Here is a 21859-nt window from a genome sequence, read left to right as displayed (position 1 = left end):
CCAGTCCGCGGTAGACGCGCAGGCGAGGCAGCCCTTCAGTCGTGGAGGCCATGGGTCAAACCTCGTGCAGGAAGGCGAACGGCTCGTCGCTTTCGAGCCCGACGCGCGAGGCCGGCGGGACGTCGCGATCGAGCATGTAGTCGCGTTGCTGGGCGAGGCGTCGATTGTCGTCGATGCGCTTTCGCACGACATAGCGAATGGACCAGTCGCGCGGGTCCACGACCATCGTACAGCCGCCTCGGAACCAGAAGTCCTGGTCGGCGCGCGCGCCCTGGGCGCCGCGATCGGCGGCCTCCTGCTCGGCGGGATCGAAGAAGGCGCGACGGTCCTGCGTCACCTCGATGATGATTTGTCGGAGGTCCTGCCCATCCGGACCGGCGCGCCTGGCCAGCCGCACCGAATGAACGTCGAGCTTGGGGAGGCGATCGGGGCCGAGCGGTATGGTCTGCAGGTTCCGCGCCCAGGTCGCGCCGGTGAGCGCCACCCCCATGCGCCGCTCCCACATGGGGTCCAGGGGAGAGGGGACATCAAGCCAGGCTTGGACTCGCATGCGATTGACCTGCGCCTGGCGCCAGATTTCGTAGCGCTCGAACTTCGGCTGGATGTCGAGCTCGACGCTTTCGTCGAACCGACACCGGCCTTCACGCGCGTCTATGTCTTCGGGGCTTTCCCATTTCAGGCTGTCGGGTGCCATGGAGGCGGTCCCGTCGGGGAGAATGCCCCGGCGCCTGAAGGCCGCGGCGATGGCGACCCGGTAGTGCATCGGATCGTCCGGCACGAGATCGGCGTCCGCGGTGATCATGGCCCGGAGGAACTCTCCGAACCTTGGGTCCACCGGAGGCATGTAGTCCAGCGCGCGCACGCAGATCCGCAGCATCTGGTCGGCGACCTTTGTCGCCTCCTTGGCGAGGCGCGCGATCAGGTCAGGATGCAGTTCCGTCCCCGGGGAGCCGCCCGCAAGGCGCAGCAAGTCGGCCGAGCGCTGCTCGAAGATGGTCAGAAATCCGTCGAAAACCGCGGCGACCAGGTGTGCGCCGCGTGCATGCGCTTCGCGCTCGCCGGCATAGGCGCCCACGACCGGCGAAGCGCTCTCGTCGGTCCCGTCGACCCCCTCCCGCATCGCCCCGGCGCGTCCGCGGGCGTCGTTGAACTGGCGGGCCAGACCCGTCAGCAGGCTGCGCAGGCGCAGCACTCCGCGGCTGCGCGCCAGGTGCGCGGCCACGACCTCACGCATCGTGAAATGCTGCAGCAGCGCGACCACGTCGGCAAAGGCCTCATGGAAGGCCGGGGCGTCCGGGCTGGAGCGCTCGATGAAGCGGGTATGCGTGCCGTCCAGGATCGCGTGGGTGATCTCATGGGCGATGATGTCGTGCGAGAGGGCGGCGAACACCCAGGCGCCGGGCAGGCTGCGCGAGCCCTCCTTGGACTTGGCCTGGAAATAGCCGAACAGCACCGCCTTCTTCTGGGGACTGTAATAGGCGTTGTTGTGCCGGAAAGCGTGAGGGTAGAGCCGCAGTTTCTGAACATAGATCGGGACTGGGCGGCCAAGGCGGGTCTGGTCCCAGTTGGGCGACCAGAGCACCTTGCGGCCCATGGCCCGCTCGAAGTTGCGGATCGTCCGCATCGCCACGGCGTAGACCATCTGTTGATGGAACTGCGGGCGGCCTTCCGAGGGGGGCAGGCCGTCCTGGGCGAGCAGAACCGGATCGAGAGGATCGAGCGGGGCGTAGAAGCGGCCGCTCGCCGGGTCGAAGTCGACGACTTCAAGATATTCGCCGCTCGGGCCTGGACTAAGCGGCTCCTCCCAGGGCTCCTCCCAGGGAAGCGCGATCACCGCGTGGTTGAAGCTGGCCGACTCGGTCGCCATCGACGCCAGGGGATCGAAGGCGTAGACGCGAAAGCGTCGCATCGCGGGCGTCGGATAGCTCCGCTGAATTCCGCCTTGAGCTCGCATCGACATGCTGAACTCCCCCAAGTTCGCCATGCGTACCAGAGTTCAACGAACGCGAGACTTTCGCAATGATTTAGTTTATCAACCCTACAGCGTTGGGTTGATGAGGCGGCTCGGCCTGGGGGAGCGGACATGGCGACTGTGGTTGTGGGCGCGGGCGTACAGATTGATGCTCCGCCAGGCGTACGCGTGGCCCGTGTCGCCGCTTCCGCTGAACTGGGATTCGGCGCCGCTGGCGATGAGGGCGTCCTGCCCAATGCCCTGAGCGACGCCGGATTCAAGGGCGCGGCGACCTTCAGCCTGGTGGGGCAGGCCGAGCGCGGGCCGCTCGCGGCTGACGGAGAGGTCGGCGCGCCAACCGTGGTGCGGGTGCCGGTCGGGCCGACGGAGAGCGCCGTCATCCTGGTTGAAGGCGATGACGGGGTGTTCGCCTGGGCGATGCCGCAGCGTCGCCTCTCGAGCAGCAGTCTAGGCATCGCCGAGGTGGAAGGCGCCGAGCTGGTCTTTGTCCTTGGCGAGGCTCCGGTCGGACCGGCGATTTCCTGGGACGTCCTGCGGGCGAACCCGCTGCTCAACTGGCTGACCAAGCGCGCCAAGGGCGGGCTGAAAGCGCGGGTGCTGAAGTTCACCGTAGCCAAGATCGAAGACTGGGTGATCGAGAAGGTCGAAGGTGATCTGGCGCCTGGACTGCTGAGCGTCGAGGGCCAGGATCCGACCAAGTGGCGCGTCGGCGGGCAGGCGCCTCGGCTGGGCGCGGTGTCCGGCTTGGCCGCCAAGCGGGTGCTGTTGCTGGTGCACGGGACCTTCTCGACCACTGAAGGCAGCTTTGGGCAACTGACGGCCTCGCAGGCTGGCAGGGATTTCCTGCAAGACCTTTACGGCCGCTACGACGCTGTCCTCGGCTTCGATCACCGCACCCTGGCCGAGTCTCCCGAGGCCAATGCGCAGGCCATGTCGGCCGCTCTGCATGGCGTCCTGCCGAAGGGCGCCGAGGTCGACGCCATCGGCTACAGCCGCGGCGGCTTGGTGTTGCGCGAGTGGCTGGAGACGCTAGTTCCGGCTGAACGGCCTGACCTCAAGCTGGGCAAGGCGGTGTTCGTGGGCTGCACCAATCGCGGTACCAACCTGGCAGAACCCGAGCACTGGCGTACCCTGATCGACCTCTACACCAACGCGGCCATCGCGGCGGGACGCGCCGTGAGTTTGCTGGCGGGGCGGCCCGAACTGACGCCGGCGATCAGCTACACCCTCAAGACCATCGGCCAGTTCGTGCAGTACTTCTCGACCGTCGCGATCACCATGAACCACGTGCCGGGCCTTGCGGCGATGCGGCCTTCAAGCCCGCTTGTCACGCGACTGAATGCGGCGAAGGAGACAGGACCATCGCCGCTCTACCACGCGGTCACATCCAACTTCGTCGCCCAGTTCGACGCAGAGATGGGCGTGACGAAGGAACTGGCCCAGATGGTCAAGGACCGCGTGACCAATCAGCTTTTCGGGGGGGCGAACGATCTGGTGGTCGACACCAGCTCGATGACCTTCCTGGGCTCGCGCCAGGCCCGGCTCGACACTACGCGGACCTTCGCCTTCGGCGATGGAGAAGACGTCTATCACACGATCTATTTCGGCGCAGAGCCGACCGCTCGCAAACTCGGAGAATGGTTGCTTTGAGCCAACCGCGCCGATCGCGGGGCCTGCTTCTCGAGCGGTCCAAGAGCGGTCTCCATTTGCCCGCGATGGGAACACTGGGGGCCGTGTCTCCAACGCCGACGACCACCGTACGTTCTCGAGGCCGGCTGGCCCCTCGGCGCGACTTGCTAGAGATTTTGAGACCGCTGCTGATCGCGCGCTAGGTTCGAGGCGAGAATTCTGGGTAGCGGGGCGCGTCGCGCAGCCAGCATAACCAGCATGGGGGAACGGCGGCATGTCTACCGATGCGATCCTGGACAGACTGTCCGGCGACACTGCGCTTGAGGACGCCTTAGCGGCTCAGGGACTGAGTCTCGGCCATCACGACCTGCGGCGAGCGATGGCCCAACGGGCCAAGGATATCGCGGATGAGTTGGCCGCCGTGCGGACGCGCCACGCCGAAGCCCGGCGAGCTCTCGACTTGCGGCTCGGCGAACTTCAGGCGCGGAGCGACGACGGCGGCGTGCTCGCTCTTCTCGGGTTCGTCATTCTGATCTTCCTGGTCTTTGGGGCTCTCCTCGGCCTTGCCACATGGCGCGACTGGCCGATTCTCGAGCAGATGGCGAGAACGTGGCCGCGACCTTGGACCGGCGGCTGGGCCGTCCGCATTCTCTGGAGCGTTCTGGCCGCGACGAGCATCGCCTTGGTCTGGATCCTATACAGCCTCGCGTTTCGCCTGCCACGGCTGCGCCGCAAACTCCGTGGCAGTCTGGGATTGCACGAACTCGAGGAGGACGAAAAACAGACGCGCGCGGCCGAGGCGGAGGCCGCCGGCAGGGTGATGCGCGAACACATCAGCCTGTTCCTGAATGACCTGCAGAGGCATGGTTACAACGCATCTATCGTCGTCGACCCACGCGGGGAGAAGAACATCGGCTCACGGCTGGTGACGAGAAGCACCGGTCTGTCGGAAGTTCCGGGACCAGGGCATGAAGTCCCGACGGCGGCCCGGGCGCAAATCCTGCGTAGAATTCATGAGCTTCCGGGCGCCAGCCTGGGCATCAGCGGACCCCGTGGGGTCGGCAAGAGCACCCTTTTGGCGTCGATCTGCACATCGGACGCCGAGCATGGACCAGGGCGGCGGCTCGCCATCCGGACGGCCGCGCCGGTGGAATACGAGGGCCGCGACTTCCTCCTTCACTTGTTCTCCAGCCTGTGCCGCGAGGTGCTGAAAGTGGAGGGATGGGGACAGAGAGGAACCCTTGATCAGGATGTCCTGGCGGAGTTTCAATCGTGGCAGAAAACCACGCTTAAGGGGTATGCGCGGGGCCTCGGCGATCTACTGCTGGCGGTAGGCGCCATCTTCACGGTCTTGGGATTTGGGCTCGCGGCGTTCGTGGTTCAGCTCAATGTCGCAGCGCTGGACCAGGCGACAACGCCAGTCGCGCCGGCCCTCGCTCAAAGTGCAGCGCCCGCCGTAGCCCGGCCGAAGACGAGTCCGCCCGCCCAGCCCCAGCCGAACCCAGCGCCCGGGGCTGCGGCAAGATCGCCAGCTCAATCGCGAGCCTTGTCCGAAGTTCTGGGTTTCGTCCCAGGACCGTTCATATTCCTCGGACTGACCTGCCTTACGTTCGGCGCCGCCATCGCCATTCCGCTACGTCTGTCCCGCCGCTTACCACGGCGCGCCATGGCGACCAGCGAAGGCGCGAGTCACATCGTCGAGCGGTCGCTCGTCGAATTACGCAACATCCAATTTCAGCGCAGCTACACCTCGGGCTGGTCGGGCGGACTCAAGGCGCCTGTCGGCCTCGAAGCGGCCATCACAGGCGGCATGTCGATTTCCCAGCAGGCCGAAAGCCTGCCGGAACTGGTCGAGCGCTTCCGCCGGTTCGTCGAGCTCCTGGCCAACGAATACGGCAGCGTGATCATCGGCATCGACGAGCTCGACAAGCTGCGGTCGGCGCAGGAGGCCGAGAAGTTCCTCAACGGCGTCAAGTCGGTGTTTGGGATTCCCCGCTGCTTCTATCTGATTTCGGTGTCCGAACACGCGCTGAGCGCCTTCGAGCGCCGCGGGCTCGGATTTCGTGACGCCTTCGACAGCGCGTTCGACGACGTCTGCCTTGTGACCTACGGCGAGCTCGCCGCATCACGCGAGCTTCTTGCGCGGCGCATCGTCCGCTTCCCGGAACCTTTCGTTCAACTCTGTCACATGCTCTCAGGGGGCTTGCCGCGCGACCTGATCCGCTATGCGCGCCTGGTGCTTGAGCTGGCCGACGCCGAGCCCGCGGGTCTCAACGTCGCCGCCGCCGCAAGCCAGTTGGCTCGGCTGGAGCTCGACAGCAAGGTGCGCGCGAGCTCCGTCGCGCTGCGCATGACCGCCGATGAAACAGAGATTGCGGACCTTCTCGACGCCGTTGCCCAACTCTCGAGCGCGACCTCGATTCCCGATCTCAAGGGGCCTTGCGACGCCCTAAACGATAAAGCGCGCGCAGTGCGGGCCTCTGGAAAGGACTACGCAAATCGTGCGGCCTCGATCTGCCAGGAATTGACGACCTATGTCGGCCTGCTTGAGGCGGTTCTGGTCACCGCGGAACTCAGCAAGGAGCAGGATGGCTGGCTGATCGTGCAACATCTGGATCTGAGCGAGCTGGTAGCAGGCGCGCGACAAGGCATCGAGGTCAGCGCGGCGCTGGCGGCGGCTCGGCTCGTACGAATTGAGTCGACCATCGCGCTGGCGGGCATCAATCTGCCGTCAACGACCGGCGCTCCCGCCACGCCCGAACTTATTGGTCCATGAGCGAGGCCGACGATCAAACGCCCGCGCGGGAGCGCCTGGATCTCGAAAGGGAGCGCTTGGCGCTCGAAGAGTCCGACCGTATTGCACGGCGGTCCATGGACGAACGCGACTACCTGCTGCGCGAACGCGACATGGCCTTGCGCGAAAGCGAAGCCTCTCTGCGCACAAGACAGGCGCGTTGGGCCTCGTGGTCGAACCCTCTCACGGTCGCGCTCGTCGCCGCAGCGATCGGCGCCTTCGGGAATGCGGCCGTGGCCTACTGGAACGGCGTCGCCGCTCGCGAGCAGGAACGTGACAAGGCCGAGTACGCCCGCGTCCTGGAAATGATCAAGGTCGGCGACCCGGACAAAGCTGCGGAAAATCTCGAGATGCTCCTCAGGATGGGGCTGTACCGCGACGCCAACGGGGATCTGAAGCGCTACCTGGACAACAGGCAGCCTGGTGAAGGCGGCTACCTGCCGGTGTCGTCAGGCAACGCCGGTTCGCCGGCCGCCCCCTCCGTATCGGCCGAATCCCTTGAGATCTTGGAGCGAGGCGCGGAACAGGCACCCTGGCTTAAGGTCGCCCTCGCGGAACGCGGCGTGCAAGAAATCCCGGGGGCTGCCGCCAATCCTCGCATCATCGAGTTCATCGCCTCGACGCCCGAAGGGCGGGGAGGGGCGATTGGCGATGAGTTTCCCTGGAACAGCCAGTTCGCGAACTGGGTGATGAAGCAGTCGGGATACGCCGGAACAAACTCCGCCCAAGCAGTGTCCTGGTCCAGGTGGGGCACGCCCCTTGAGACCGCGAAGCCCGGCGCGGTTGTCGTCTTCACGCGCGGCGACAGCGGCGGCGGCATGGTGGGCTTCTACGTTCGCGACCTACCCGATGGGTCCGTCGAGGTTCTAGCTGGGAACCTGTTTAACCAGGTGACGGTCAGCAAGATGGCCAGCTCGAAGCTCATCGCTGTCCGATGGCCGATGGAGCCCGTGACGGCTCCTGAGGCTGGTCGCTTCTAGACGTGTAACGGGTCAGAATTGATGTCCCGGTGAGGAGGGTTTTTGTCCCGGGTTCACGGTTGCGGGTGACAAGCTCGGCGAATTTCTGTCCGAAGCGTTCAGGACTTTTGTCCTTACGGTCTCAACGATGTCTACGCCGGTGCGACCGTAAGGGTGGGGTTCGGTCGCTTGTGAGGTTCCTGCAAGCGGACCTTCAACTGAGTCCGCTTCCAGCCCCGGGGCAAATGTCCGGAAGTGGCGCTAAGCAGCCCAGCAATGCAGCTGAGCTGCGGTCTGTACCAACGTCCCGGCGTGATCAGGCGTGGAGGTCGGAGAACTCGTCGAGCACGATCGGAGGCTTGTCGGGGAGATTGATGCGGATCTCTACAGATCCCCCCGCCGCCTCGACGAAGCGTCGCAGTGTGGAGACGTAGAAATCAGCCTGCCGCTCCATCTTTTGGATGGAAGGCTGCTTCTTACCCAACTGATCTGCGATCTGAGCTTGGGTCTTTCCAGCGATCTTCCGGACCTGAGCTAACGTGTTGACATGCTCGGCCAGTGCAGCGGCCCGAGCCTCGATCTTGGCTCGGCGTTCCGGCGTCATCTCCGCAAGGATGTCGTCAGTGCGACGAGCCATGATCTACTCCCTTTTCTTCCTGTCCAGCCAATCGCTGAAACGACCATCGGCGGTCTTGATCAGCGTCTTGTAGAAGCGCTTCTCCGAAATGCCCGACTTGTCGCCGCCGCAGAGGATGACGGCCTGAAGGTCGGGATCGAACGCGAAGGCGAAACGCCAGACGCCGTCGGCGGCTTTGAAGCGGATTTCCTTCATGCTCGCATGGTCGGAGCCGTTCAGCGTATCCACCTGAGGGCGTTTCAGCGGACCGAACCGCTCCAGAAAGCCGGTGAGCGGAGTTCGTCCTGCACGTCCTCAGGCAGAGCGTCGTGCTCCGCTTCGAGGTCGTCGTGGTTGATAACCGTCCAAGCCATGCCCCTGTATAGCCTTTAAGCTATGTGTGGGAATAGCCTTAAAGCTATATTGTGGAGTGGCCGTCGGCGCTCGATCTCTCCAGAAACCCGCGTGGCTTTGGGAGTAATGTCGACGTCGCCGCAGCCGGAGAGCCGCATCCCTGACCAGGAGGTGATTTCTTCAGGCACCGAGCTGACTTGAGCGCCTTCTTCCAAACCCTTGCGACAAGTCCAATTCCTCGTTGCTTCACCCATACATGCGCTCGCGCGCCAGAGAACTTCGTCGCGATCTGAGTGGCTTGGCACCGCCAATGGCAGGTAGTCTCCGTCTTGGGGGAGTCGAACATGCCATTGGTTTTGGTGCACAACGACGTCGTGACTAATCCGGCGCACGCCTGGGATGACGTTGAGGGCGTGCACTACCACTACCCCTCAAAGTATCAGGGCAAGATCACGACCGGCGAACCCTTCGTCTACTATCGCGGGGTACATCGGCTCGGCGGCAAACGTGGTCCCGCCGAGTACGTCGGGTTTGGGCGGGTCGGGACTATTTGGCTTGATCCCAAGACCCAGGAGAGCTCACGAAAGGCCTGGTACTGCGCGATCGAAGGCTATCAGCGTTTTGAGACGCCGGTTCCCGCGAAGGTCGACGGGGTGAATTTGGAGGATATTCCTGCCAACCTCTGGCGTGACGGCGTTCGTACGCTCGAGCCCGCCGTCTATCAGCGGATTATGGAGCTTTCGGGCGGGCGGGTGCTCACTGCGACTGCAAACCCGCCTGAGAGCGCTAGCATTGTCATCGCTAGGAGCGACAATCTGGTAGTCCCTGTAGCGACCTCAGGACCGACCCGCGCTCGGAGCTCCTACCGTAGGTCCAAGCAGGCCAAGGTGATAGGCGATTGGGCGGAGGCAGTGGCCCTTCGGCACATAAAAGCCGAGCATCCTGGCTCCACAGCCCACTTCCACCGCGCTGCGATGGGCGAGACCCCGGGGTGGGACATCGACTTTCGCGACGAAGGCGGGACGCTGCAGCGGGTCGAGGTTAAGGGCACGACAGGCGGCGGCTTCACGGGGATTGAGGTCACTGCCGGCGAGCTTCGCTCAGCCAGAACTCATCGCCAGGGCTATTGGCTCTACCTCGTCGCTGGCTGTCTCACGGCTTCCCCCAAAGTGCAGATCATCCAGGACCCAGTCTCATACATCGAGACAAGTGCGTGGGCCGCCACGCCGGCTGTTTACTCGGTTCGTTTCCAGGGACAGCCTTAGGCATTGACGGAATTCACGGGTCAACGCACCAAGCCCTCGCGAGTCGAGAGCTAGATGCGGCGTGACGTTATGCCCACGCCTTGTTGAGAACCTGCGCCGCGAGAGCGGCCTTGTCCTGAGGCAAGAAGCGGCCGTAGTGCTGGGAGACCATTTCCGGGGTGTCTTGGATTGCGTAGCTCGCTTGTTCGTAAGAGCCAGTCTGCTTGAGCACATGGGTTGCGAGCACATCGCGGATGTTGTGAGGGCCGTGGGGAAGGAGCCCCTCTATGGCGCCTCGTCCGGTGTAGGGGTTGTAGATCCCGTAGCGTTGAATCACGAGACGCCAGGCTTCGTAGAAGCCACTCTGCGTGTAGCTGGCATTTCGGCTGGTGGTCTTCACCGTCTTAATGAAGAACGTGCCGGGATCGGGTGATCCGCTTAGGAGTAGCGCTCGTCCGCGCTCCAGGTAGTAGTCAATGTAGGCGTAGAGGCCTCCCAGGTCCGGCAGGACAAGCCGAAAGGGACGATTGCCGAAGAACGAAGAGCTTGAGTTCTTGAAGGCGACTGCAGGAATGAAGAGTTCCCAGCCTTGCTCCCGTTCGTTCCATCGCAGTTCGCCGCGTTTGCCCTCGATTAGCTGCCGCTCGGTCAGCGGCCGTTCGTCCTGCCGACACGCGAGCAGCTGGCGAAGGTTCTTTTGCCGTAGGCCCGAATGCAGGCCGATGCGGAGCATCAGGAATGATCGCACCGCCTCAGCATGAGGCTTTGGGTAGCGCTTGGGGTCCGGCATTCGCCGCGCGATTTCCTCGGTGATCTTGCGGTACTCGGCGAGGGGGCTGTCTGCCTCGAGGATCACCAGGATCGGCTCGAACGGATCACGATGGACGCGGGCTACACGTTCGATTTCCTTGGCTCTCGCCACTGCGTGTTTGTTTAGCCGGTCGCAGGCCTGATCCCAGTTGGTCTTGACGGCGTCGACCTCGGCCTGACTCACGAGGCCTTCAACGGGCACAAGCCGATCGGCGATGTCTCGGCGCTGACGTAGCCAGCCTGTCTCTGCTCGGGTGAGCGCCGCGCCAAGGAGCAGCATCTCGGCCTCCCAGCTTGTGTAGAAGCCGCGCCGCCGTTCGCGCCATTGGACGTACCAGTCCCAAACGGCGGGGAAGAGCAGCATTCCGAAGGTCAGGTCGGCAGCGGGCAGGCCCAATCCCCGAACTTCGCCGTTTGGCGAGGCGGCAAGCGCGCCAAAGAGGAGGCCAAAGTGTTCAGTCCGCTGAGCCGCTGTGGCTTCGTTCCAGACCCCGCTGCGTTGAAAGCCGGTCCTCGTGAGCGTGGAGCTCTTGAACGAGGCGAGATCGTTCATCTCCTCTTGCAGCTGTGGAGGGGCATCGAGTTCATTCTGCCTCCTGCTCGTGTCAAATCTCATTCCGAAACGCTGCTTGACCGTCTCGCCGTGATATTTGCGGTAGTCCGTGCTGCCCGAGATGATGACCCGGCGCACCCATTCGAGGATCCGCGCCCGCTCGGCCGCGGGGCGGGACGCGAAGTCGTCAGGCAGGTGCCAGGCGAGCCGTCGAGATTCTGAGGCACTTAGTTCCGGCGTCTTTCCGGCGCTCGCACGTGGCCGCGGCCCAAGCTTCTCCTGAAAGTACCCCTCCGGAAGCTGATATCGCTGTTCAATGCGATTGAGCAGCGCGAGACTCTCGACCGCCTGCGGCTGCTTAAGCCCTCGTCGCCAGGTGCGAAGCGTGCCTTTGTCGAGGATGTCCTCCGGGCCGGCGATCGCCGCATGCAGCGACCAGCTGCTGTCGCCATGGCGGGTCATGTGGTGATTGAGGGCTCTCGCGAATGGTGCCGCGTCTCTCGGAAGAGCAGATCTGCTACGGGGGCGAGGATCAGCGCTATTGGACCGATGATCCGGCGAGGCAGCGAGCTGTGGTCGCCCGACAAGCGCTCGCTCGTGTGCCGCGAGGATCGGGACAATGACGTTTCGTCCGGCGAGAATCCGCTCGTGCGCGACGCCTGACTTTCGGGCCAGGTCCACCCAGTCATAGCCCCGGCCGCGTCGAGCTGGTGTTTCGCCTCGTTTCCATGCGCTGAGGAGGCAATTCCGTAGCTTTTGGACCTCCGCGCCAGTGAAGGCTCTCGGTAGTCGCAGGCGGCAAAACCGCGAGATGGCTAGAGCGAAATCGCCCTGTTCGAGGTCCATGTCTTCCTCCGGTCAAGACGCACACGGAAGCAGACGCAGTCGATGTTCGACGGGCTCACAGCGTGGCAGTGGTCTGTGGCTTGACGTTTGTGATCGGCGATCACCCTGAACGGGAATGCCGATGATCCGAATTTTGTTGGCAGCGACCTCTGAGTTTTGGGTTTCTGCGCGCCACGATATCGGTAGCGTATGATCTAGCCGCGAAGCGGGGGAGCTGATGGCCAGTGCCGCTAAGCTTGTCCAACGTGGGGGCGCAGTACTGGCGCCCCTCGCAATAGCTCTGGCGTGTCTAGGAGGCGTTGCAGAGGCGCGCGCAGATCCGTGCAAGGCGATCCCAGACCAAGGCCCCTTGCCTAGTTATCTCGAGGCCGGAGCGCGCTTCTCAGGCCCTGTTGTCTACGTCGGGGACGGTGACAGCCTCTGTGTGGGCGTTGGCCCTGGCAGGTCAGATTGGGTCGAAGTTCGCCTGGCTGATTTTTATGCCCCGGAACTCGGCTCGCCTGAGGGGCCTTCGGCAAAGAGGGCACTCGAGGGGCTGGCGATGCGAAGGGACGTCGTCTGCATTGCCGAGCACCAGAGCTATGATCGAGTCGTCGCGCGCTGCGAACTGAACGGCCAGTCGATCGGTGACCTGTTGCGCAGCGATGGGGGAAGGGAGGGCGGAAGGGGCTACTCGGGGAGCGCCGCGTCTTTCAATGCAGGGAACGCCAGCCAACCAATTGGCCCGGGAAGCCTAGGCAACGAGCGGGGCGACTGGATGCTCGCCGCAGCGGCGCTGAGCGCGACGGCTGCAGTTGGGTTTCTCTACATGGGCTTGAAGAAGCCTATCCGAGGTCCTCGAAAGTCTGCCCGGCGCGGCGAACAGAATCGTCGTCGCCGTTGAGCCTCACGTGGAGGGGCCGGCCTCGTCCAGCAGGTGTATGGGGAATCAGACCGAGCTGACCCCGGAAAGCGTCCTGAAACGCTCTGATTTCGACTGACCCCTCGTGGAACGGTGAACCGAACCATGAACACGGGTGCGCTGAGAGTGCCCCCTATTTGCCCTCAAACTGGCAGTCGGACTGACAATTAATTCGGGGTCAGTCCCTAGCGGCTTGAAATGTAAGGGAAAAATGGTGGATGCGACAGGGATTGAACCTGTGACCCCCTCGGTGTGAACGAGGTGCTCTCCCGCTGAGCTACGCATCCGCCGCAGGAAGGGTGCGCCTATAGCCGCTAGCTTTGCGCCGGGCAAGCGGTCAGAAGCCGAACGCACGCATTTGCCATCTGATCGAAGTGATCGACCAGGATGTCGGGGGCCAGTTCGGCCGCTGGAATCTCGGTGTAGCCGAAGCTGACCAGGATCAGCGGAGCCTTGGCCGCACGGGCGGCGCCGGCGTCGGTGGAGGCGTCGCCGACCATCACCGCGCGTTCGATCCGCCCGCCTGCGGCCTCGACGGCGAAAATCAGATGGCGGGGGTCGGGCTTCGGGGCGGGGGCCGAATCGGCTCCCACAACGGCGTCGAAGAATCGGGCGAGATCGAGCTTCTCGAGAATCGGCGTCGACAGCCCGGTCAGCTTGTTGGTGCACACCGCCAGCCTGGCGCCGGCCGCCTTCATCTCTGCCAGGCATTCGACCACGCCGGGATAGGGGCGGGTCAGGTCGGCGCTATGCTCGTTGTAGTGCGCCAGGAAGCGTTCGAAGAGCGCGGGCATGTGTTCGGCCGACAGCGGCCGGCCTTGGGCGGCGAACCCGCGCTCGATCAGTCGGCGGGCGCCATGGCCGATGAAGGGGCGCGCCTCCTCCAGCGGCAGCGGCGCGACGCCCTCCTGCTGCAGGATGACATTGAGCGTCCCGATCAGGTCGGGCGCGGAATCCACCAGGGTTCCGTCGAGGTCGAAGGCGATGGTCGCGCCGTCCAGCGCGCTGAGATCGGTCAAGAAACCCTCCGTCGAAACCGCTCGCCGTTTCGGCTAAACGCCGCATGATTGCAACATCCGCCCGACTCGTGAGGACCGATCCATGACCAGACGCGCCGCTGTGATTATGGCCGCCGGCCAGGGTACGCGCATGAAATCGCCGACGCCGAAGGTCCTGCACAAGGTCGGCGGACGGGCCATCCTCGATCGCGTGATCGACACCGTCCAGGCCGCCGGCTGCGAGCGGATCGTGGTGGTGGTCGGCAATCACAGCCCGGCCGTGCGCGCCCTGGTCGAGGCGCGACTGGGGACGGACGCCGTGGCCGTGCAGGACCCGCCGTTGGGCACCGCCCATGCCGTCCTGGCCGCCCGCGAGGCGCTGGCCGACTTCGACGGCGACGTTCTGGTGCTGAACGGCGATTGCCCCTTGCTGGAGCCTGGCGACCTCGAGCCGCTGTTCGACCTGCGGGCGCGTGGGACCGACATGGCGATGCTGGCCTTCGAGCCTGCCGATCCGCTGCTCTATGGGCGCGTCTTGCGCGGCGCCGACGGCCATGTCCTGCGCATTGTCGAAGCCAAGGAGGCGACGCCCGAGGAGCTGGCGGTCAGGGTCTGCAACGCCGGGATGATGGCCGCCGACCGCCGCCGGATGTTCGACTGGCTGTCGAAGGTGACCAACGACAACGCCAAGGGCGAATACTATCTGACCGACTCGGTGAAGATCGCGGTGGCGGACGGCGCGCTGGTGCGGGCCTCGCTCGCGCCGGAGAGCGCGGTCATGGGCGCGGACACCGCCATGCAACTCTCGCAAGCCGAGGCGATCTTCCAGCAACGCCGCCGTGCGCATTTTCTGGCCGAGGGCGTGCAGATGCTGGCTCCCGACACCGTCCATTTCAGCTGGGACACCCAGATTGCGGCGGGCGCGGCGATCGAACAGTTCGTGGTCTTCGCACCGGGCGTCAGCGTCGAGACCGGCGCGGTGATCCGCGCCTTCAGCCACCTGGAGGGCGCGGTGGTGAAGGCCGGCGCGCTGATCGGCCCCTATGCGCGCCTGCGGCCCGGCGCCGAGATCGGCGAAGAGGCGCACATCGGCAACTTCGTCGAGGTCAAGAAGGTCAAGGTGGGCGCCGGCGCCAAGGCCAACCACTTGTCCTACCTCGGCGACGGCACGGTCGGGGCCAAGGCCAACCTCGGGGCGGGCACGATCTTCTGCAACTACGACGGTTTCGACAAATACGAGACCCATGTGGGCGAGGGGGCGTTCGTGGGCTCCAACTCGGCCCTCGTCGCCCCGGTGACGATCGGGGCGGGGGCCTATACCGGCTCGGGCTCGGTGATCACCCGCGATGTCGCCCCGGACGCCCTGGCGCTGGAGCGCAGCGCCCAGGTCGAGAAGCCCGGCTGGGCCGCGCGCTTCCGCGCCGCCAAGTTGGCCAAGAAGGCGAAGAAATAACGTCGCGGCCAGCCTGCGCTTGGCCTATGTCACCGCCATGAGCACTGCAGACGATCAGAAGCGGGCCGCCGGCGAAGCCGCCGCCGCCCTTGTCGAGAACGGCATGACCGTGGGCCTGGGCACAGGTTCGACCGCCGCCTGGTTCGTAAAGGCTCTGGCGGCTCGCGGATTGGACATCGTCGGTGTGCCGACCTCGCTGGCGACCGCTGAACTGGCGCAGAGCCTTGGTATCCGCCTCGGCGAACTCGGCCAGGTGAGGTCCATCGACCTGACCGTCGACGGCGCCGACGAGATCGGCCCGGCCCTGTCGCTGATCAAGGGCGGCGGCGCGGCCCTGCTGCGCGAGAAGCTGGTCTGGGAAGCTTCCAAGCGCTGCGTGGTCATCGCCGACGCCGAAAAGCGGGTCGCCAAGCTGGGAAAATTCCCGTTGCCGATCGAGGTCGTGGCCTTCGGACATGAGACCACGATGCTGCGGATCTGCGATGCGCTGGCCGAGTGCGACCTCGGGATCGCGCCGCGTCTGCGCCTCAAGGACGGCGCCCCGGTGAAAACCGACGGCGGCAACCTCATCTATGACGCAGCTTGCGGGCGTATCGAGGACCCCGCCCAGCTCGCCGATGCGCTGAAGAGCGTGACCGGCGTGGTCGATCACGGCCTCTTCCTGGACCTCGCGGACATGGCCCTGGTGGGCACGCCGGACGGCGTCGTCACCCTCGAGCCGTAAGGAGTCATCTGTGGCGAAGTACGACTACGACCTCTTCGTGATCGGGGCCGGTTCAGGCGGCGTGCGGGCCGGACGGCTGGCGGCGCTGTCGGGCGCCAAGGTCGGCATGGCCGAGGAGCACCGCGTGGGCGGCACCTGCGTGATCCGCGGCTGCGTGCCCAAGAAGTTCATGGTCTACGCCTCGGAGTTCGCCAACCAGGCGCAGGTCGCCGAGGGCTACGGCTGGAGCGTCGGCGAGGCGCAGTTCGACTGGAAGCGCTTCCTGGAGGCCAAGGACCGCGAGATCGCCCGCCTGTCGGGGATCTACGTGACCAACCTCAGCAACGCCGGCGTCGAGATCGTTCACGCCAAGGCGCGGCTGAAGGACGCTCACACGGTCGAGCTGGTCGGCAAGGGCGAGGTCACCGCCGACAAGATCCTGATCGCCACCGGCGGGCGGCCCTGGACGCCGACCGAGTTCGCCGGCGCTGAGCACATCATCACCTCGGAAGAAGCCTTCCATCTGCCCGAGCTGCCCAAGCGGATCATGGTCGCAGGCGGCGGCTATATCGCTGTCGAGTTCGCCGGCATCTTCGCCGGACTGGGCGTCGACACGACGCTGGTCTATCGCGGCCCCAACATCCTGCGCGGCTTCGACGACGACATCCGCTCGCACGTCACCGAGGAGATGAAGAAGCGCGGCGTGAAGATCATGCTCGGCTGCCAGCACCAGAGCATCGAGAAGACCGCCACCGGCCTCGTCAGCCACATGGACGGCTGCGGCGACATCGAGACCGACGTCGTGATGTTCGCCACCGGCCGCAAGCCGTACGTCGAGGGCCTGGGCCTGGAGACCGCGGGTGTGACGCTCAACGAGGCGGGCGCCATCGCCGTCGACAAATTCTCGAAGACCAACGTCGACAACATCTGGGCGGTCGGCGACGTCACCGACCGGATCAACCTGACACCGGTGGCGATCCGCGAAGGCGCGGCTTTCGCCCAGACCGAGTTCTACAACAACCCGACCAGCTTCGATCACGACATGGTCGCCTCGGCCGTCTTCTCGCAGCCGCCGGTCGGCTCGGTGGGGCTGTCGGAAGCCGACGCCCGCCATCTTCATGGCAAGGTCGACATTTACCTGTCCCGCTTCAGGCCGATGAAGACGACCTTCTACGGGGGCGACGAGCGTTGCATGATCAAGCTGGTGGTCGAGGCGGGCACCGACAAGATCCTCGGCTGCCATGTCGTCGGGCCGGATTCGCCGGAGATCATCCAGATGGCCGCCATCGCCCTGAAGATGGGGGTGACCAAGCCGCAGTGGGATTCGACCTGCGCGGTGCACCCGACACTGGCCGAAGAGCTGGTGACCATGCGCGACAAGTACGTGCCCCAGGGCGCGGCGGCGTGACGGCGGCGGAGGTGGGGGCGGGCGCGCCGGTCCGGGAGGCCTCCTGGTTCGGCTGGATGCTGGCCTTCGCCTTCGTGCTGGCGCCGGTCGCCGGCTGGGTGGGGCCGCTGGCCTTCGCTCCGATCGTAGGCCTGAGCGGCTTTCTCTGTCTCGGCGCGCTGCGCATTGAAGAGCGAGACCGTCCGGCCGCCCTGGCGATCCTGGTGCTGGCGACCTGGGCGCTCGTTTCGATGGTCTGGAGCCCGTTCCATCCGACCAAGGCTGGGCAGGCCACGGCGATGAAGCTGATCCTGCAGGGCGTGCTCTACTGGGCGCTGTTCCGGGCGGCGGGATCCATGACCTCGGCCAGTCGAGCCCTGGCCCTGCGCATCTTCGCCTGGGGCATGGCGCTGCTGGGCGCGTTGCTGGCGATCGAGGCCCTGACCGGCGCCGGCGTCTACCAGGCGCTGCGCCAGGCGATGAACGATCCGATCCGGCCGGACCTGGCAGTCAAGAACGTGGCCCAGGGCGGCTTCGTGCTGGCCGTGTTGACCCCCGCCGCGGCCCTGGCCGGATGGCGGACTGGCGCCGGGGTTTTGCCTGGCCTGCTGATGGCTGCGGGAATTCTGGGGGCGAGCTTCGGGCTGGACGCCGACGCCCCGATCATCGCCCTGACCTTCAGCGCCCTGGCCGCCTGGGCGGTCTGGCGCTGGCCGGTCTGGACGCCTCGCGTCATCGGCGGTCTCGCTGCGGCGCTGTTCCTTGCTGCGCCGGCCGTCGTCTGGGCCACCCGCCAGCTCGGCTGGTTCCAGACGCTGGAGCGCGAGGTGCCGCTTTCCTGGTCGATGCGCATGAGCTATTGGCGCCACGCGGCCGACTGGATCGGCGATCATCCGCTGCGCGGCTGGGGCATCGACGCCAGCCGCATGTTCGGCCCCGGCATCACGCTTCACCCGCACAACGGCCCGCTGCAGATCTGGCTCGAGCTTGGCCTGATCGGCGCGACGGCGGCGGCGGTGTTCTGGTTCGTGGCCATCGCCAGCCAGAGCCAGCCGCGGCGCGACGTGGGGCGTGGCGTGGCGGTCGCCACGGCGGTCGCCTACCTGACCTTCTCGGCGGTGTCGTTCGGCGTCTGGCAGGAATGGTGGCTGGCGGTCGGCGGCCTGGCGGCGGCCGGGTGTATGGCCGTGCAGCGACAGGGCAGGGCGGAAAACGCCTAGCAAGGTCCCCGAGGCCTTCCTACGTCATCGACTGCGTAATCATTCTGGGTTTAGAAGCCCTCGGCCCGTTCGTCGTGCGGGCGCGGAGTTGAGCCATGACCGAACATTGGACGCCTGCCTCCTGGAGGAACAAGCCCGCCAAACACGTGCCGACCGACTATCCGGATCTGGCCGAAGTGGCGAAGGTGGAACAGGCGCTGCGCGGGATGCCGCCGCTGGTGTTCGCCGGCGAGGCCCGCCGCCTCAAGAGCCTGCTGGGCGACGTCGCCGAAGGGCGCGCCTTCCTGCTGCAGGGCGGCGACTGCGCCGAGAGCTTCAAGGAATTCCACGCCGATAACATCCGTGACACCTTCCGTCTGATCCTGCAGATGGCGGTGGTGCTGACCTTCGCCGGCGGCAAGCCGGTGGTGAAGGTGGGCCGCATGGCCGGGCAGTTCGCCAAGCCGCGCTCGTCGCCCGTCGAGACCGTGGACGGCGTCGAGCTGCCGTCCTATCGCGGCGACATCATCAACGGCATGGAGTTCGACGAGGCTTCCCGCCGACCCGATCCCCAGCGCCTGCTGCAGGCCTACGGCCAGTCGGCCGCGACGCTGAACCTGCTGCGCGCCTTCGCGGGCGGCGGCTACGCCGACCTCTACAACATCCACCGCTGGACGCTCGGCTTCGTCGCCGACAGCCCGCAGGGCGCCAAGTACCGCGAGCTGTCGGAGAAGATCAGCGAGGCGCTGACCTTCATGGCCGCCATCGGCGTGACGCCGGAAAGCCAACCGGACTTGCACCGCGTCGAGTTCTTCACCAGCCACGAGGCCCTGCTGCTGGGCTTCGAGGAAGCGATGACCCGCGTCGATTCCACTTCGGGCGAGTGGTACGACACCTCGGCCCACCTGGTCTGGATCGGCGAGCGCACCCGTCAGCTCGACGGCGCGCACATCGAGTATTTCCGTGGCATCAAGAACCCGATCGGCGTGAAGTGCGGCCCGACCATGGAGCCGGACGACCTGCTGCGGCTGATCGACGTGCTGAACCCGAAGAACGAGCCGGGTCGCCTGACGCTTTACGGCCGCTTCGGCCACGACAAGATCGCCGAGCGTTTGCCGCGCCTGCTGCAGGCGACCAAGAAGTCCGGCCGCTCGGTGGTCTGGGCGATCGACCCGATGCACGGCAACACCCTGACCGCCGCCAACGGCTACAAGACGCGGCCCTTTGACCGCATCCTGTCGGAAGTGAAGAGCTTCGTGCAGATCGCCGAATCCGAGGGCGTCCATCCCGGCGGCGTGCACCTGGAAATGACCGGTCAGAACGTCACCGAGTGCCTCGGCGGCGCGCGGGCGCTCTCAGAGACCGATCTGGCCGATCGCTATCACACGCACTGCGACCCGCGCCTGAACGGCGAGCAGGCGCTGGAACTGGCCTTCCTGGTGGCCGAGAAGCTCAAGGAAGAACGCCTCGAAGCGGCGCTGCGCGCGGCGATCTAGGCAAGAGCAGGGAAGGGCGTCGGCATGACGCGGTTCCGACCCGAGGGCTGGCCAACGCTGGTCCCGAGGATATTCACCGAGGATGTCGCCGGGTTGGCGGCGTTCCTGGAGGCGGTCTTCGGGGCGCGCAGCGTGGTGCGCGGCGACGCCCCGGCTGAGGTCTGGATCGGTGAGGGCGTCGTGCTGATCAGCGAGGGCGGGGGACGGCGGGAGCCGACGTCCGCGTTCCTTTATGTCTACGTCGAGGACGCTGACCTGATCTACCAGCGTGCGATGGCGGCGGGAGCCGAGACGCTCGAGGCGCCGCTTGAAACAGCCTATGGCGACCGCCGGGCGACATTCCGCGACGCATGGGGCAATGTCTGGCAGGCGGCCACCCGCCAAGCCTGAGGCGCAAGGCCCGCGCCAGTAAAGTCACCGGCGCCTGGAAAATGGGCGCCGGCGGCATCCGGCCTCTTGCAGAGCGCGGTCCAAAGCCTCACCTTCCGCGCCTCTTTGAAAACCGGTGAGATCATGGCCGACCCGGCCCAGGCTGCTCTTCCCTCGGGAGAGCGCGAAATCGACGTTGTGCGCAAGGAAACGGCGGAGCTGTGGAAGCTCTCGTGGCCGGTCGTGCTGTCGCGCCTGGGCATCATGGTCATGGGCCTGTCCGACGCCATCGTCGTTGGCCGGTTCTCCGCGACGCAGCTCGGCTATCACGCGCTGGCCTGGGCTCCGACCAGCGTGGTGGTGACCATGTGCGTCGGCCTGCTGACCGGGGTGCAGGTGATGACCGCCCGCCGGATCGGGCAGGGGCGGCGCGAGTTGACCGGCGCAGTGCTGCGGCGCGGCCTGTCCTACGGCTTCTGGATCGGTGTGGTCTCGATGGTCGTCACCCTGGCGGCCGGCCCGACCTTCCTTCACGTCATCGGCCTGGAGAAGGACCTGGCCGACGGCGCGGCCAGGGCGATGCTGATCTTCGCCCTGTCGCTGCCCGGATACGCCTTCAGCGTGGCGGCCAGCTTCTGGCTGGAGGGGCTGGGCAAGCCCAAGCCCGGCGCGGTGATGATGTGGCTGGCCAACGGCGTGAACCTGGCCCTGCTGCTGGTCCTGGTGCCTGGCAACTTCGGCCTGCCGGCGCTGGGCGCTGTAGGCGGCGCCTGGGCGACGACAGGGGCCCGGACCTTCCTGGCCCTGGCGATGCTCGCCTACATCTGGCGCATGCCCGAAGCTCGCGCGCTGGGCGTCTTCAACAAGCCCGAGCGGGACAAGCCCGCCGAGGTCGAGCAGCGGCGCATCGGCTATGGCGCCGGCGCCTCGAACTTCTTCGAGGTCGCGGCCTTCGCCTCGATGAACATCTTCGCCGGCTGGATGGGCGGCCTCAGCGTCGCGGCCTGGGCGGTGGTGCTGAACGTCGCGGCCCTGGTCTTCATGGTGCCGCTGGGCCTCTCGACCGGCACGGCGGTGATGGTCGGCCGCGCCTATGGCGCGCGCGACGCCCGCGGCGTGACGCGGGCCGGCTTGATCGGGTTCGGCATTACCGCGGTCTTCGGTCTCGTCATCTCGCTGGTCATCTGGCCGAGCGCCAGCCTGATCAGCCAGGCCTACACCTCCGACAAGGTGGTGATCGCCATGGCGTCGGCGGCGTTGGTCCTGTCGTGCCTGTTCTTCCTGGTCGACGCCCTGCAGGTGGTCATCGCCCAGGCGCTGCGGGCGCGCGGGGATGTCTGGCTGCCGACCTTCACGCACCTGACCAGCTATGTTCTGGTGATGATGCCGCTGGCCTGGTTCCTGGCGATCCACCTGAAAATCGGGCTGAACGGCATCGTCTGGGCGGTCATCGCAGCCTCGTTCCTGTCGGCCGGCCTGCTCAGCGCACGGTTCTGGATGTTGGCCCGCCGCGGGTTGTAGCGGAACTATTTTTCGCGCGGTGAACGGTCGATTCACGCTGATCTGCGAGGGTGCC

Annotated in this window: 16 protein-coding genes and 1 tRNA gene; 11 read left to right on the top strand and 6 right to left on the bottom strand. The window is 65.9% G+C overall.

Features of this window, described 5'->3' with window-relative positions:
- Window positions 1–55 precede the first annotated feature (55 nt).
- A complete protein-coding gene (locus C0481_RS03715) occupies window positions 56–1909 on the bottom strand; it encodes a hypothetical protein (RefSeq protein WP_293400806.1) in 1854 nt (617 codons plus the stop codon).
- Window positions 1910–2083: 174 nt separating this feature from the next.
- On the opposite strand from C0481_RS03715, the gene C0481_RS03710 reads away from it, so the two are divergent.
- From C0481_RS03710 to C0481_RS03700, 3 genes are all read left to right on the top strand, one after another.
- Window positions 2084–3622, top strand: coding sequence for a hypothetical protein (locus C0481_RS03710; RefSeq protein ID WP_293400804.1), 1539 nt, complete (start codon window positions 2084–2086; stop codon window positions 3620–3622).
- Between the two features lie 253 nt (window positions 3623–3875).
- Window positions 3876–6377 carry a P-loop NTPase fold protein gene (locus tag C0481_RS03705; protein WP_293400802.1) on the top strand — a complete coding sequence of 834 codons (2502 nt, stop codon included), beginning with the start codon at window positions 3876–3878 and terminating at the stop codon, window positions 6375–6377.
- On the top strand, window positions 6374–7375 hold the full coding sequence (locus C0481_RS03700; protein ID WP_293400800.1) for a TIGR02594 family protein: 1002 nt from the start codon (window positions 6374–6376) through the stop codon (window positions 7373–7375). Before C0481_RS03705 ends, C0481_RS03700 begins: the two co-directional genes overlap by 4 nt.
- A 295-nt stretch (window positions 7376–7670) precedes the next feature.
- On the opposite strand, the gene C0481_RS03695 is transcribed toward C0481_RS03700, so the two are convergent.
- The gene (locus C0481_RS03695; protein ID WP_293400798.1) at window positions 7671–7991 is read right to left on the bottom strand and encodes an XRE family transcriptional regulator; all 321 of its coding nucleotides are present in this window, start codon (window positions 7989–7991) and stop codon (window positions 7671–7673) included.
- Between the two features lie 3 nt (window positions 7992–7994).
- A complete protein-coding gene (locus tag C0481_RS03690) occupies window positions 7995–8219 on the bottom strand; it encodes a type II toxin-antitoxin system RelE/ParE family toxin (RefSeq protein WP_293400796.1) in 225 nt (74 codons plus the stop codon).
- A gap of 449 nt (window positions 8220–8668) precedes the next feature.
- On the opposite strand from C0481_RS03690, the gene C0481_RS03685 reads away from it, so the two are divergent.
- Window positions 8669–9589, top strand: a complete 921-nt coding sequence (locus tag C0481_RS03685; protein WP_293400794.1) for a DUF3883 domain-containing protein — start codon at window positions 8669–8671, stop codon at window positions 9587–9589.
- A 67-nt stretch (window positions 9590–9656) separates the two neighbouring features.
- Here C0481_RS03685 and C0481_RS03680 read toward each other — a convergent pair whose 3' ends face one another.
- The 3 genes from C0481_RS03680 to gph all read right to left on the bottom strand — a co-directional run bounded on the left by C0481_RS03680 (window position 9657) and on the right by gph (window position 13697).
- Window positions 9657–11393, bottom strand: a complete 1737-nt coding sequence (locus C0481_RS03680) for a hypothetical protein (protein ID WP_293400792.1) — start codon at window positions 11391–11393, stop codon at window positions 9657–9659.
- Window positions 11394–12890: 1497 nt separating this feature from the next.
- Window positions 12891–12965: transfer RNA gene (locus C0481_RS03675), tRNA-Val, on the bottom strand.
- A gap of 27 nt (window positions 12966–12992) precedes the next feature.
- Entirely contained in the window at window positions 12993–13697 is a 705-nt protein-coding gene (gene gph, locus C0481_RS03670) for a phosphoglycolate phosphatase (protein WP_293400790.1), read from the bottom strand.
- A gap of 82 nt (window positions 13698–13779) precedes the next feature.
- Between gph and glmU the strand changes: the two genes are divergently transcribed.
- From glmU to C0481_RS03635, 7 genes are all read left to right on the top strand, one after another.
- Window positions 13780–15129, top strand: coding sequence for a bifunctional UDP-N-acetylglucosamine diphosphorylase/glucosamine-1-phosphate N-acetyltransferase GlmU (glmU, locus tag C0481_RS03665; protein WP_293400788.1), 1350 nt, complete (start codon window positions 13780–13782; stop codon window positions 15127–15129).
- Window positions 15130–15166: 37 nt separating this feature from the next.
- On the top strand, window positions 15167–15853 hold the full coding sequence (gene rpiA / locus C0481_RS03660) for a ribose-5-phosphate isomerase RpiA (RefSeq protein WP_293400786.1): 687 nt from the start codon (window positions 15167–15169) through the stop codon (window positions 15851–15853).
- 10 nt (window positions 15854–15863) lie between these two features.
- Window positions 15864–17240 (top strand): glutathione-disulfide reductase, encoded by a 1377-nt coding sequence (gene gor, locus C0481_RS03655; RefSeq protein WP_293400784.1) that lies wholly within the window; start codon window positions 15864–15866, stop codon window positions 17238–17240.
- Window positions 17237–18439 carry an O-antigen ligase family protein gene (locus C0481_RS03650; RefSeq protein ID WP_293400782.1) on the top strand — a complete coding sequence of 401 codons (1203 nt, stop codon included), beginning with the start codon at window positions 17237–17239 and terminating at the stop codon, window positions 18437–18439. The genes gor and C0481_RS03650 overlap by 4 nt, the downstream gene beginning before the upstream one ends.
- Before the next feature lie 95 nt (window positions 18440–18534).
- On the top strand, window positions 18535–19914 hold the full coding sequence (locus tag C0481_RS03645) for a class II 3-deoxy-7-phosphoheptulonate synthase (RefSeq protein ID WP_293400780.1): 1380 nt from the start codon (window positions 18535–18537) through the stop codon (window positions 19912–19914).
- 24 nt (window positions 19915–19938) lie between these two features.
- Complete coding sequence (locus C0481_RS03640) at window positions 19939–20304, top strand: VOC family protein (RefSeq protein WP_293400778.1); 366 nt, start codon at window positions 19939–19941, stop codon at window positions 20302–20304.
- 123 nt (window positions 20305–20427) lie between these two features.
- The gene (locus tag C0481_RS03635; protein ID WP_363223115.1) at window positions 20428–21804 is read left to right on the top strand and encodes an MATE family efflux transporter; all 1377 of its coding nucleotides are present in this window, start codon (window positions 20428–20430) and stop codon (window positions 21802–21804) included.
- The last annotated feature ends 55 nt before the right edge of the window (window positions 21805–21859 follow it).

This window comes from Phenylobacterium sp. (genome assembly GCF_013822795.1).
Taxonomy (GTDB): Bacteria; Pseudomonadota; Alphaproteobacteria; order Caulobacterales; family Caulobacteraceae; genus Phenylobacterium.
The sequence above is the reverse complement of the archived record's forward strand: the minus strand, read 5'-3'. Positions and strand labels throughout refer to the sequence as shown.